The sequence below is a fragment of the Chitinophaga sp. CC14 genome, from assembly GCF_048957795.1.
Classification (GTDB): Bacteria; Bacteroidota; Bacteroidia; order Chitinophagales; family Chitinophagaceae; genus Chitinophaga; species Chitinophaga ginsengisegetis.
Window position 1 is genome coordinate 668381 of record NZ_JARBFY010000003.1, and the last position, 14489, is coordinate 682869.

Genomic DNA, 14489 nt, shown 5'->3' on the forward strand with positions numbered 1-14489 from the left:
TTGAGGCTAAATGGAACCGGCCCTGCATTTGTAAACTGGAAAATATTAATAATCCGACCGTTTTTTCGCTTCTTCCTTCGCCAAGTCCAGCAACGAATTTTTGATCACCTTTATATAAGCGTCTTTGGTTTTGTCGCTATAGGAGAACGACTGCAGGTATTGTGCATAATCCTTCCCCTCGTAGTTCAGTTTCTTTGCCAGCAGGAGCCAGGTATCCTGGCCGGCCTCTTTCCCGAAAATATGAATAATGGTAAGGGTATTACGTGTTAGCAGTGCAGCCAGGTAATCCTTGTGTTCCTTTGATGTATCTTCTTTTGCAGCGAGATCTGTCATCACTACTGCGCCGAGGTCAACACTGTTCGCATCATATACCGGCTGCGGACTATCATCGGCTTGTTGCAGGCTGTCCCTCCTTTTATAATAAATATCCTGTGTCGCTTTCATGGCGGCTTCTGCTTTCTGCAGTTTTTTAGCGTCTGCCTTCTCATTTCTTAATGTAACAGCCGCTTTCTTTATCAATGCCAGGAATTGCGCCTGCTTAATGCTGTCTGCCTGTTGCGCGAAACAATTGCCGGTAATAAAAAATAAAATGATAGTAGCTGCAAATGCGGGGAATATATGCCGTTTCATAAGATCAGGATATCTTTTTTTAAGACAGACAAATATATAATATATTATGTATATGGCGTTTCGGTTTAAAAAAATAACCTTCCGGCAGATTTTATTAATAAATTTACTTCCACAACCATAATTTACTAATCAAGGAAATTTATCCTGATTTCATTGATTCACATATGAGGGGTTTCGGAATTCACGAGGATCTGCCAGGAGAGCAGGAGTTGCTGCATCGCGTAGCTGACGGTGACAGCACGGCCTTTGCCATATTGTTTAAAGCGTATAAGAAAAATTTGTACACCACTGTTTTACATGTAACCGGCAGTCATGAGATGGCCGAAGATGTATTGCAGGAGGTATTTATCAAGGTATGGATGCACCGGGAGCGACTGCCCGGCATTATTAATTTCCCCGGATGGCTGTATAAAGTGGCTGAATATGCCGGCTTCAAAGTGATCCGCAATAACCGCCGTATAGCAGGCGGGCTGCATGTTTTATCCAACGATCCGTTAACTCCGCCGGAAAAAGATCCCGTTGATATTTTTATTGAGAAAGAATACGAGCAGTTGCTGGAGGCGGCCATTGCGCAATTGCCGGAGAAACAGCAGCTCACTTACCGGCTCATTAAACAACAGGGACTGAAAAGAAAAGAGGTGGCAGCACGATTGTCAGTGTCACCCGAAACCGTAAAATGGAACCTGGACCAAGCCAACCAGTCCGTCCGTAAATATTGCATGGCGCACCTGGGACTTACCCTGGCTTTTATGCTGGTGAACGGCCTGCAATAAATTTTTTTTCGTCCTTACCCCCCAATTGTTATTCCCGTGGCTCTTATATATATGATTCACAGGAAAGGCCGTAAAAATCATACTGTTTATCTGCCTGATGAAGCAGGGTTACTCGGGAGAATTGCCAACGGAGACACCGCTGCCTTTGCCATGGTATTTGCGCATTACAGGAAACAACTGTATACCACCATCTATCACCTCACGGGAAGCCGCGAACTGGCCGAAGATGTGTTGCAGGAAGTTTTTATGAAGGTATGGTTGCACCGGGAACGGTTGCCGGTGATCGCACATTTCGGAGGGTGGATTTACCGGGTAACGGAACATGCCGGTTTTAAAGTGATCCGGGAGTTGCGCAGAACCGTCAGCGATCCGCAGTCACAAGCGGAAACGGACAAAAAAGATCCGCTGGACCTCTACATCGAAAAAGAGTTAGATACCTTGCTGGATGAAGCTGTAGCCCGGCTACCGGATAAACAGCAACAAACCTATAAGCTGATAAAACAGGAAGGATTAAAAAGAAATGAAGTGGCCGATCAGCTCCTGGTGTCGCCCGAAACGGTGAAATGGAACCTGGATCAGGCGATGCGATCGATACGGCGGTTTTGCCTGGCAAAGCTTTCCCATTAAAAACATACACCTAAGAAATTGAATGATGGAACTACCAGATAATATAGCTGCTTTATATCACCGTTGCATCCAGGGCGCCGCTACCGCGCAGGAACACGCGGAATTCCTGCAGTATCTGCAGCAGCCCGGCCACGAGGATATTTTGCGCGAAGTATTGCGCCGCGGTTTGCGGGAACACAAACCGCTCACAGACCTGCCACCGGAGCGGGAAGACGTGGTGTGGCAGGCTATCATGACCGCCACCGGTGCCACCCCTGCTGCAATGCCCGTGTATCGCATGGCCTGGTTCCGGATGGCTGCTGCGGCCTGCATAGCGGTATTGATTGGCATAGGTGGCTATACCTTTTACCGTTCGCTGGAACGCAGGCCAATGGCCGTACAAACGCCACTGGCGCCGGGTGGCAACAAAGCTATACTCACGCTGGGCAATGGCAAAGTGATTACACTGGATAGTATCAGCAACGGCCAAATTGCCGGTGAAAATGGCGTGGTTAAACAAAACAACGGCAAACTCGCCTATGCAGCCGATCCTTCGGGAGCTGTAACTATGCATGTGCTTACCATCCCGCGTGGCGGACAATATCAGCTGCAACTGTCTGATGGTACGGAGGTATGGCTCAACAGCGCTTCTTACATCAGGTATCCCAACCGTTTTGATGATAAAGAAAGGAGTGTGGAAATTTCGGGAGAAGCATACCTCCGTGTGGCTAAGAATGCCACGAAACCTTTTATCGTTGTTTCCAAAGGGCAGCGCATCGAAGTACTGGGAACGGAATTTAACCTGATGGCATACCCCGACGAAGCAGCCATCAAAACCACGCTGATAAACGGCGCCATCAGGGTGATACAGCAGAGAGAACAGAAAATATTAAAACCCGGGCAACAGGCAGCAGTAACAAATGGCGCACCCGGTATTGTCATAACCACACCAGACCTGGAAGAAGTGCTGGCCTGGAAGGAAGGCAAATTCCGTTTTTATAATACAGACATTGCCACCATCATGCGGCAGGTGGCCAGGTGGTATGATGTAGAGATCGTATACCAGGGACAGCTGCCGGGCGAAGAATTTTACGGCGCCATTCCGAAAAGCGAAAACGCCACACAAATCCTGGACGTCCTGGAATTAACACATAAAGTACATTTTGAAATAAAAGGGAAGAAGATCATCGTTATTCCCGGTCCTGGAAAAAATTAAACCAACCAGTCATTGTGAATGAAAATATATAAACCGTAGTACATCAACCAAAAAAAATCCGGAAATGGGGAAAACATTTCCGGATAACAGCAGGACTTAAACGTAAAACCAAAATCGCTTTTCAGCATTACTTTAACATCCAAACCGGTACAAAGATATGAACTTAATTGTACATGGCAGTCCCATGCCTGATCGTATGCCACTTAAACTGACCAGATTTATGAAGGTATGTTTCTTTGTTTTTACAGCAGCATTACTTCTCAGCGCCAATGCTTACGCACAAAAGATTACGATCACAGGACGGAATTTATCCCTGGAGAAAATTTTCAGGGAAGTAGAAAAACAAACAGGATATTCTGTTCTCGTCAGTAAAGAAACACTGAAGAAATCCAAATCTGTAAATCTGAACGTAAAAGATGCCTCCCTGGAGGATGTATTGGATCAATGTCTTTCAGAACAACATCTTACCTGGGAAATAAAAAATAAGGTGATTGTGATTACCCCCGAACAACCTGCTGCAATGGCGCAACCGGTAATGGTGGAGCCAGTGCCTTCCAACCCGGGCAGGATTTTCAGCGGGCGGGTAGTAGATGAACGCAAAAGACCTATTGCCGGCGCCACCGTTCACGCTGATGTATCCGCCGACCGTTTGCAGATGTCTTTTACAGATGAAAAGGGCGTCTTCATTTTATCTGAAGTAGAACTTCCGGTGGTGAAGGCCCGGATTACCGGCGTAAATATAGAACCCTGGACCGGCGAGCTGAACATGGATGAACAGCAACATACCATTGTCGTAAAAAGTAAAGTGTACCAGCTCTCCGATGTAAAGGTGATTGTTAATACCGGCTATCAGAAACTCGATAAAGAAAGGGCCACCGGCTCCTTTGGTAAGCCGGATATGGAGATTGTTGCCAAACGTACCGGCAGCATGGATATCATGCAAAGACTCGATGGACTGATCCCCGGATTAACCCTGGCAGTGGGCGCCGATTATGATGTAGATTCACGCAACATGAATGGAAATGGCGTTACCACCCGGAGAAGTGTGATCAGGGGAAAAGGTACCGTTCAGCTGAACACAGATCCGCTGTATGTGGTCAACGGCATGATCGTAAACGATTTCAGTACGCTGAACCCCGATGATATCGAGAATATCACAGTATTGAAAGACGCCGCTGCTGCCGCCATTTATGGCGCCAGGGCAGCCAACGGCGTAATAGTACTCACCACTAAATCGGGGAAAAATAATCAACGGCTCACGGTTGGCTACAACGGCTTTATTAACTTCCAGGGTAAACCCAATTATAGTTATATCCCGGTGATGAACAGCCAGCAGTTCATTGCCACCGCAAAGGAATTATTCGACCCCATACAGTTTCCGTGGAATACCTTGTATGATCAAACCATTCCGCCGCACGACCAGCTGATGTATGATCATTACCGCGGACTGATCTCCGACGCGCAGTACAACAAAGGAATGGACAGCCTGGCGTCTATCAACAACCGGCAGCAGATCCTTGATCTGATGGTTCGCCCGGCGTTTACCACCAATCATACCGTTTCTGTGAGCGGTGGAAATAACGTGTATTCATTTTATGGATCATTGGGCTATACTATGTCGCAGGATAATATGCCGGGAAATAAAGACAATAGTTACAAAATAAACCTGACGCAAAATCTTCAGCCGAATAAAAATATCAGGATCTCTGTAAACGCCTCTCTCATCAACAGCGTACAAAGCTCAAAGAACCAGGTGGCAGCTGCTCCTAATGTGTTGCCCTATCTGCTGCCCAGGGATGCATCCGGGAAAAACGTAGCAATGCCTTTTATGTCCGGCTGGTCAGATTCCCTGCGACTCGATTACCAGGCGCGCAGCAGGATCAATATGGATTATGTACCGCTCGATGAAACGGATTACGCGCATAGTGAAAGGAATACTATTTTCATTAACCTTACCGCCAACGCAAACATCAAAATCTGGAAAGGATTGAGTTTTGATGGTACCTATGGTTATGTGAAATCTCCGGGTACTAACAACTATTTTAGTGATAACAGGGCGTTTTCTCAGCGGCAGCAGCTCCTGGGTTTTACCATAGCGCCTACTGTCAATTCCACACCTAAATACCTGGTACCCACTACCGGCGGCACTTTCATGGAGGGGCACAACGATCAGCGCAACTGGACCGTACGGAACCAGCTGGTATACACTGCAGAACCCGGACAGGGCCGGGATCACCTGATGATACAGGTAGGGCAGGAGGCACAGGAACAATTCAACTTTTCCTCCACCAGTACTTTTTTGGGATATGATGAAAAACTGGGTACCTATGGGATGGTTGACTATGCCACCCTGAGCCAGGGTGTAACAGGTACGGTTAGTGGTTACGGCTACCTGCAGCGCCCATACTTCGTTAACCAAACGCTCTCCCGTTTTACTTCAAAATTTGCACTGGCCAGTTATACTTTTAACGGAAAATATAGTGTAGATGGAAGCTGGCGGCAGGATCACAGTAATCTTTTTGGCAGCGATGTTTCTTCGCAGAATAAGCCGATATGGAGTTTTGGCGCTAAGTGGCAACTGGCAAAAGAGCATTTTTTCAAACCCATCACATGGGTCGATAACCTTAGCATCAGAACCACCTATGGTATCACAGGTAATTCGCCCTACGTGGGGTCTGCATCAAGGAATGATATCCTGAATGCGAGCCCCCAGGCTATTAGCGGCGGAATAGCCGGTGATGCATTAGGTATTCAAACTACTGCCAATAACAAACTTGCCTGGGAACATACTGAAACCATTAATATCGGTATAGATTATTCCCTGCTGAAAGGAAGGATCAGCGGAAGTATTGATATGTACCGCAAAACCACCTCCGACATGTTGGGCAACGTTTTCCTGAATCCATTTACCGGGTATAGAAGTAGCCTGGGCAATATCGGCAAATATTCCAATAAAGGCTTCGAATTGAATATCACTTCACAGAATATCCAGGGAAATGGTTTGAACTGGTCCACTACATTTATATTCAGCTATAACAAAAATAAGCTGCTGGATTTTGAAACGCTATCCGCCTATGCCAATACCGGGGATTATAAAATACAATCGTTCTATTATATCGGTTATCCCGCCGGACCTGTTTTCGCCTACACCTGGGGCGGACTGGATAATATGGGCGATCCGCAGATAAAACTCAGCGATAAATCCATTATCAAAGATCCTTACTACCAAACAAAGAATGAGGATATCAAATATATGGGTACCACCATTCCCATTTTCAATGGCGGGTTCTCCAATACCTTTCGTTACAAGGGCATTTCACTTTCGGTGAACATGATTTATAACATGGGCAATGTGATGCGCACTGATGCTGCCATTATCACCTCTGACCGGATAGGACAATATGCGTCAGGATTTATGTCCGGAAATCTGCCCAGCTTTTTCCTGGACCGCTGGAAAAAGCCGGGAGATGAAGCTATCACCAATATGCCTTCCTACGTAGCCAATCCATCCGAAGGTTATACCCGCCGCAACATGAACTACTATAACAGGGCCGATATCAATGTAGTGAGCGCCTCCTATATCAAGATCAGGGACCTTACGCTTAATTATGAACTGCCTGCTTCCTGGCTGAAACCTTTGAAGGTACAGGAACTGAGCGTATACGGGCAAGCCACCAATTTTATGGTGTGGAAAGCCAACGATCTTGGTATTGATCCGGAATACCACGACATGCGGCAGGGGGGCAGGACCACGCCTCCTTTTCTGCATAGCTACAGCCTGGGCGTAAACCTTACTTTATAAGTGAACATAAATTGAACAGATCATGATAAAGAAAATAATTTGTCCTTTCTTATATATAACGCTGCTCTTTTCTTTTGCTGCCTGCAAAAAGGATTTCCTGGAAGTAGTGCCGCAGGGGAGCCAGGTAGCTACCACCACCGACGACTATGATAAGCTGATGAACAACCCCTGGTTTTATATGAGTGACATTTCAGGGTGGCAGGAAGCCGTATCAATGGGCGATGAAACAGGCGCAGAAGCAGCTTTTCTGAACAGGGGCTCAGTATGGATGCCGCGGCTTTTTCAATGGGCCGACAGCATCTATAAGCCTGGTGATGAACTGTCGTACCCTTTCTTATTACGGGAAGGACTGGAAAAGATGTACCTGCTCAACAAGATCATCGCAGAAGTGATGGAATCTTCCGGCGGATCAGATGCACAAAAGAAACAACTCCTCGCTGAAGCAAAAGCTACCCGCGCCTGGATAAATTTCCAGTTTATCAATTTTTACGCAAAACCCTACGACGCCGCTACTGCCGCTACAGATATGGGTTTTCCGGTTATCGACAAAGCGGATATTACCGTGCGGGAGTTCAGCCGCGGCAGCGTACAGGGTAGCTATGATTTTATTATTAAAGACCTTACAGAAGCACTGGCGGATGTACCCGTGCGCCCCAGCATTGTTACGCGAATGTCCAAACCCGCGGTGGCCGGGCTGTTGGGCAAAGTGTATATATTTATGGGCCGCTATGCGGATGCCTTGCCATTACTGAATAATGCCTTCACCGATATTGCCGCAAACGGCGCACCGGTGCTGTATAACTACAACGTGGAGTTTGCACCGGGCGGCACATTCCTGCCCATCGATCCAACTTTCGGCCCGCAGGGGCCGGGTGTTAACCGCAATGACACCAGGGAAGCAGTGCTTTCTAAAGTTTATTACAATGGTCCGTTCCGGGGGAATATGTTTGGCACCGACGGACTGGTACTGATGCCGGCCACCGCAGCCTTGTATGGGCCTCATGATCAGCGCCTGCTGCTGTATACCAACAAAGATATGGATGGTAACCTCAACCCCGGCGGCAGGTTGCGTAAATATGGTATTACCTGGTCGCGCTTCGGCTTGCAATTGCCCGAACTGTACCTGCTACGGGCTGAATGCAGGGCCAGGACAAACGACCTGGGTGGCGCAGTTGCAGACCTGGAAACATTAAGAAGGAACCGCATGCCATCGGCTGATGCGCCGGTGCCGGCAATCATTGCAGGTAACCAGGTTGCGCTGATAAAATACATCATCGATGAGCGTATCCGTGAATTTGCACAGGAGGGATACCGCTGGTTTGATATGCGCAGATTATCGGTAGATCCCATTTTCAGCGGTAAGCCGATCACGCATACTTTGTACAACACCAATGGAACAACTACGGTCATTACACTGAAGCAGCCCAACCGCCTGGTGATGAAAATACCGCCCTACTTTATACAGAACAACCCGGGTATGCCCGATAATCCATAATTCAATAAAAAAACAGACCAACACGATATGACCAGCATTGTAAAGCTTGAGCGCCTGTCTCATAAGTATAGCAGCTCATGGGCGATCCGTGATATCAATATAGAGATCAGCAAAACCGGTATTGTAGGATTGCTGGGATCTAATGGTGCAGGTAAGTCCACCACCATGAACATCCTTTGCGGCGCCCTGAACCAAACAGAAGGGAATGTATATATCAATGGAATCAACATGCGCGAAGATCCGCAGCTCGCAAAAAGAGAGATCGGTTTTTTGCCACAGAACCCGCCGCTGTACATGGATCTGACGGTAGATGAATACCTGGGTTATTGCGCAGGATTAAGACAGTTGCCAAAAGACAGAATGAAACCAGCCATAAAAGAAGCCAAGGAACGTTGCGGCATCGACCACTTCAGCAGCCGGTTGATCCGCAATCTTTCCGGTGGCTACCGGCAGCGCGTAGGCATTGCACAAGCCATTGTTCATCGTCCCCGCCTGGTGGTGCTGGACGAGCCTACCAATGGCCTCGATCCCAACCAGATCACGGAAGTCCGCTCCCTGATCAAAGAAATTGCACAGGACCGGGCCGTTATCTTTTCTTCTCATATTCTCTCTGAAATACAATTACTCTGTAAAGAAATCAAGATGATTGAAAACGGAAGGATCGTATTCTCCGACAGCATGGACGCATTCAACAACTATGTGGAACCACACAGTGTAATGATGCACCTGGAAAATCCGCCGGCTGCTGCCGAGCTGTTGAAAATAGATGGGGTTACCAAAGCCGATTTTCTTACAGAGCGGCAGGTACGCCTGTATTTCAACGGCAACCAGGATATCACCGAAAAGCTGATCATCGCCAGTGTGCAGAACGGATGGCGGCTGCGCGAAATCAATCTTGATAAAACAGCACTCGATGAGATCTTCAAACAATTATCCAGTCAATCATCTCAATAAAAATATTTAATGAAGACAATATTCAGAATTGCAAAAACAGAACTGCGGGTACTGTTCTATTCTCCCATTGCCTGGTTTTTACTGGTTGCCTTTTTTATTCAATGTGGTATCGCCTATTTCCTTCAGCTGAAAGGATACGCCGGCATGCAGGAAATGGGCGGCGAACAGTTACGTTATATGGATCATCTGACCATCAAGATCTTTTCCAGTCAAATGAGCGTATTCGATAACGTGATGCAGAAACTGTATCTCTACATACCCTTGCTTACAATGGGATTGATCAGCCGGGAAACCAGCAGTGGTACCATTAAACTGCTGTATTCTTCCCCGATCAAAGTGCGGGACATTGTGCTGGGTAAGTACCTGGCCATGCTTATTTACAGTTTGCTGATGGTAGCAGCCATGAGTGTTTTTATTGTGGCCGGTATGTGGCAGATCAAATCAATGGACAGCGGTATCATGCTATCTGCTGTACTGGGACTTTTCCTGTTGCTGTGTACCTATGCTGCCATCGGGTTGTTTATGTCCAGTTTAACTACCTACCAGGTAGTAGCGGCGGTATGTACTTTTGTGATGATCGGCATCCTCAGCTTTGTAGGCACCATGTGGCAAAGCATCGATTTTGTGCGGGATCTTACCTATTTCCTGTCTATCCAGGGACGTACGCAGAAAATGTTGTTTGGTTTAATCAGCAGTAAAGATGTATTATATTTCCTCGTTATCATCTTTATGTTTATCGGCTTCACCTATTTCAAGCTGAAATCCGGCATGGAATCCAGGCCATTTATGGTGAAAGCAATGAGATATGTGATCGTGGTGGTTATTGGCCTGGCTGTGGGTTATGTCAGTTCCCGGCCTGCCTTTACAACCTATACGGATACTACGGTTCACCAGGAACAAACCCTCACACCCAATGCCCAACGGATTATTAAAGAGTTGGGAGATGAACCACTGGAAGTGATCACTTATAACAATGCTTTGAGCAGATATTCGTGGCTGGGCGTACCCGAGCAACGTAACAGGCTGCTGGACAACTGGGATCTGTATACCCGTTTCAAGCCGGGTATCAGTTTCCGGTTTGTACAGTACTATGCCGAGCCGTTGGATAATCCGCAGTTTCCGTTTTCTAAAATGTATCCCGGCAAAACTGTTAAAGAGGCGGCGGAGCAAACCATACGTGGGATGGGGATGAAGGTGTCGGCGTTTAAAACACCCGAAGAGATCAAAAAAATAATTGACCTGGAACCTGAATTGAACCGGTTTGTAATGCAGTTAAAATACAAAGGCCGCTCTACTTTTCTGCGGGTATTTGATGACCAGATGGTATGGCCAGGCGAAACAGAGGTTTCCGCTGCCTTCAAACGTTTACTGCAGGCTAAGCTGCCAAAGATCCTGTTTGTAACCGGCGACCTGGAAAGGGATATTCATAAAGTGGGCGCCAGGGAATATATGACCATCACCAATACTAAACCATTCCGGTATTCCCTCATTAACCAGGGCTTCGATTCAGATACCATCTCCCTCGGTTCGCGCGATATCCCGGAAGGGATTACCGCCCTGGTACTGACAGATCCGAAAACGGCCCTCAGCGCTGCTGCGCAGGCCAAACTGGAACAGTATATCGATAAAGGAGGAAACCTGCTCATTGCCGGGGAACCAGGCAAGCAAACGGTGCTCAATCCTATCCTGCAAAAACTGGGCGTGCAAATGATGGAAGGCGTGGTGGCCCAACCTAGCAAGGATCTTACGCCGGATATCGTATTGCCGCAGTTAACTCCGCTGGCAGTGTCTTTATCCGCCGATGTAGCGAAAACAGTGAAAGACAGCCTGAAAGTGGCAATGCCGGGTGTTACCGGTCTTACCTACAGCGGTAGTTCCTTCACCATTGAGCCATTGCTGATTACCGATACCCAAAAGAGCTGGCTAAGGAAAACCTCGCTGGTACTGGATTCTGCACAGGTTGTATATGATGCCGCCGCTGGTGATGAGAGAAAAGCATTGCCGGTGATGATCAGCATGACCCGCAAAGTGAACGGTAAAGAACAACGCATCATTGTAGCCGGCGATGCCGATTTTATGAGTAACAGCAACCTGAACAGGTTTGATGTGGAAACCGCTAACTTCCCTTTCATCACCGCATTATTCAGCTGGCTGGATTACAAACAGTTCCCGATAGATACACACCGCCCGGAATCGGAAGACAACCGGGTAAAAGTATCGCTTGACGATGTAGATCTGCTGAAGATCGTATACCTCTGGGTGATGCCGGGAATCATGATTGCTTTTGGCGCTATATTGCTGATCAGGCGTAAGCGGAAATAAAACTTTATGCTATTTACAACAGATAAACAAACACTGGAAGATCTTAACATCTTTGGCAAACATGGCGGAGATTCCATCTTCAATATCTTTAACCGCTGCATCACGAGAGGTGGTGCAGCGGTGCTGGATGAAATGTTCCAGTACCCGCTGTCGGACGAGCAGATGATTAACCGCCGCAGTGGCATCATTCAGCATTTTGCTGCAAAGGAAACCGTGTTCCCGTTTGAGAATACACTCTTTGATGCAGCAGAACCCTATCTCGCAAATACGGATGAACGGACCAGGCTCACCATAGAAGAACATGCGGTCACTAAAAAACTCAGCAGCCTTATTGCACCGGATGCAGACGCTGTTCAGCTCCGCAAGGGAGTGATGGCGCTTGCCAGGCTGATAAAAGGACTGCATGATTTTATTCACTCACCGGAAGTAGCGGGAATGCCTTATTATAAAACAGAGAAAGCCGCTATTGCTGCACTGCTGACGGACCCCGCGCTGAGCCCCGTGATCACACAAACGGGAAAAGACAAGCTGCCGGCCGCTACAATGGCTGCTTTTGACGGTATTTTCCGTTTCCGCCACCGGGACATTATTTTGAAACTGTTGCGGCATATCTATTACCTCGATGTATACATCGCCGTAGCAAAGGTGGCAAAGGAACGGGGATTTGTGTTCCCGGTTGCCCTGCAAAAAAGCCGCCTGACGGTAACCCTGGAAGGCGTGTATCATCCGCAGGTGCCCAATGCAGTTGCCAACACGATCGGGATAACCCCGGATGGCAACGTTATTTTCCTGACAGGCGCTAACATGGCCGGGAAGTCTACTTTCATGAAATCATTGAGCATTGCGCTGTTCCTCGCGCATATGGGTTTCCCGGTACCGGCCACCCGCATGGAGTTTTCAGTGCTGGATGGTATTTACACTACAATAAATCTTCCGGATAATCTAGGGATGGGCGCCAGCCATTTTTATGCGGAAGTGCTGCGTGTGAAAAAGATGGCGCATGAACTCAGTCAGGGTAAAAACCTGCTGATCGTATTTGACGAAATGTTCCGCGGTACCAACGTAAAAGATGCCTACGAAGCTACTATTGCCATTACCAAAGCCTTTGCCACCAAACGTAACAGCCTGTTTGTGATTTCCACCCATATCATTGAGGCCGGGGAAGTATTAAAACAAGCCTGTGATAATGTTCATTTTATCTACCTCCCTACACGTATGAATGGTAACAAACCTGTGTACACGTACAAACTGGAAAATGGTATAACGGACGACCGTCATGGTATGATCATCATCAATAATGAGGGTATCCTTGATATGCTGCGGGCAGGCATCTCAAAAATGAATTAAAAGATAATAACATGAGCTTCATTGCCGATAAACAAACATTGGATGACCTGAACCTGCTGGGTAAATATAAATCGCATTCTATTTACAGTCTTTTTAATAAGGTGCGCACAGCAGGCGGTGAGCGGTTACTGGAATCTATGTTCCAGCATCCGCTTACAACGCCGGAAGAAATCAACCGGCGCAGCAGCACGTTCCGGTACTTCCAGGAAAAGCAGCTGGAGTTTCCCTTTCAGAACGGCTCCTTCCGGGCAGCGGAAAATTATCTGGGCATGGGACCTGCCGGCAACAGGGTATCGGAAATGATTACTACGGTGAAAAAAAAGATTGGGCATTCGCTGTTGAGAGATGACCAGTTTACGATCCTGCACAACGGGCTGCTGGCCTGTATCGCCGCATTAAACGCGTTGAAGGAGCTGTTAAATCATATGGATGATAACCAGCCGCATCCTTTCCGGGAACAGGTAAAAATGTTGCTGGATATTTTTTCCAATCACCGGTTAAAATGGCTTACCGAAGAAAAAGACGCAACGCAGTTGCCGCTGATGAAAGTGGTCCGCTATGATTTCCTGTTGCGTAATACCCTGCGAAAGGAAATGGACATCATCCTGGAAAATATCTACCTGCTGGATGTTTACACAGCAGTGAGCCAGGTGGCGCGGGAGAAAAATTTCTCTTATGCAACCGCGCTGCCGGTAACGGATCATTTAATCCAGATAGATGGACTCCGGCATCCGGGGCTGGACAATGGCGTACCTAATCCTTTATCCCTACACCTGAACCGGAACGTGATGTTCCTCACCGGCGCCAATATGGCCGGTAAATCCACCCTGATGAAGTCTTTTGGCATTGCGGTGTACCTGGCGCATATGGGATTCCCGGTAGCTGCCGCCTCGATGAAGTTTGCGGTGAGAGATGGCTTATATACCTCTATTAATGTACCGGACAGCCTGAGCCTGGGATACAGCCATTTTTATGCGGAAGTGATGCGCGTAAAAAATGTGGCCGCAGAAGTGAGTCGGAAAAAGAACCTCGTCGTAATTTTTGATGAATTATTTAAAGGCACCAATGTAAAAGATGCGTACGACGCCACCCTGGCGGTAACGGAAGCCTTTTCCCAATACAGGAATTCCTTCTTTATTATCTCCACCCATATCATTGAGGTAGGGGAAACACTAAAACAGCGATGTGATAATCTGCAGTTTGCTTACCTGCCAACCGTGATGGAAGGCACTGTGCCACGATATACTTACCAGCTGGAAACCGGTATCACTACCGACCGGCACGGCATGATGATCATAGAAAATGAAGGGATCCTGGAAATTATTTTGTCTTAAGATAGCAACC

At 47.4% G+C, this 14489-nt stretch carries 10 protein-coding genes; 9 read left to right on the plus strand and 1 reads right to left on the minus strand.

Annotation, left to right across the window (positions count from 1 at the left end; translation table 11 throughout):
- Positions 1-45: 45 nt before the first annotated feature.
- Entirely contained in the window at positions 46-630 is a 585-nt protein-coding gene (locus PV783_RS12755; RefSeq protein ID WP_420988237.1) for a hypothetical protein, read from the minus strand.
- Between the two features lie 164 nt (positions 631-794).
- Between PV783_RS12755 and PV783_RS12760 the strand changes: the two genes are divergently transcribed.
- The 9 genes from PV783_RS12760 (at position 795) to PV783_RS12800 (ending at position 14479) form a co-directional block, all read left to right on the plus strand.
- Positions 795-1403 carry an RNA polymerase sigma factor gene (locus PV783_RS12760; RefSeq protein ID WP_420988238.1) on the plus strand — a complete coding sequence of 203 codons (609 nt, stop codon included), beginning with the start codon at positions 795-797 and terminating at the stop codon, positions 1401-1403.
- Between the two features lie 51 nt (positions 1404-1454).
- Positions 1455-2030, plus strand: coding sequence for an RNA polymerase sigma factor (locus PV783_RS12765; protein ID WP_420988239.1), 576 nt, complete (start codon positions 1455-1457; stop codon positions 2028-2030).
- 22 nt (positions 2031-2052) lie between these two features.
- A complete protein-coding gene (locus tag PV783_RS12770; protein ID WP_420988240.1) occupies positions 2053-3225 on the plus strand; it encodes a FecR domain-containing protein in 1173 nt (390 codons plus the stop codon).
- 157 nt (positions 3226-3382) lie between these two features.
- Complete coding sequence (locus PV783_RS12775) at positions 3383-7027, plus strand: SusC/RagA family TonB-linked outer membrane protein (RefSeq protein ID WP_420988241.1); 3645 nt, start codon at positions 3383-3385, stop codon at positions 7025-7027.
- A 22-nt stretch (positions 7028-7049) separates the two neighbouring features.
- Entirely contained in the window at positions 7050-8522 is a 1473-nt protein-coding gene (locus PV783_RS12780; protein WP_420988242.1) for a RagB/SusD family nutrient uptake outer membrane protein, read from the plus strand.
- Between the two features lie 27 nt (positions 8523-8549).
- Positions 8550-9476 (plus strand): ABC transporter ATP-binding protein, encoded by a 927-nt coding sequence (locus PV783_RS12785; RefSeq protein WP_079468420.1) that lies wholly within the window; start codon positions 8550-8552, stop codon positions 9474-9476.
- A gap of 9 nt (positions 9477-9485) precedes the next feature.
- Entirely contained in the window at positions 9486-11798 is a 2313-nt protein-coding gene (locus PV783_RS12790; protein ID WP_420988243.1) for a Gldg family protein, read from the plus strand.
- A gap of 6 nt (positions 11799-11804) precedes the next feature.
- Positions 11805-13145 (plus strand): MutS-related protein, encoded by a 1341-nt coding sequence (locus tag PV783_RS12795; protein WP_420988244.1) that lies wholly within the window; start codon positions 11805-11807, stop codon positions 13143-13145.
- 11 nt (positions 13146-13156) lie between these two features.
- On the plus strand, positions 13157-14479 hold the full coding sequence (locus tag PV783_RS12800; RefSeq protein ID WP_420988245.1) for a MutS-related protein: 1323 nt from the start codon (positions 13157-13159) through the stop codon (positions 14477-14479).
- Positions 14480-14489: the final 10 nt, after the last annotated feature.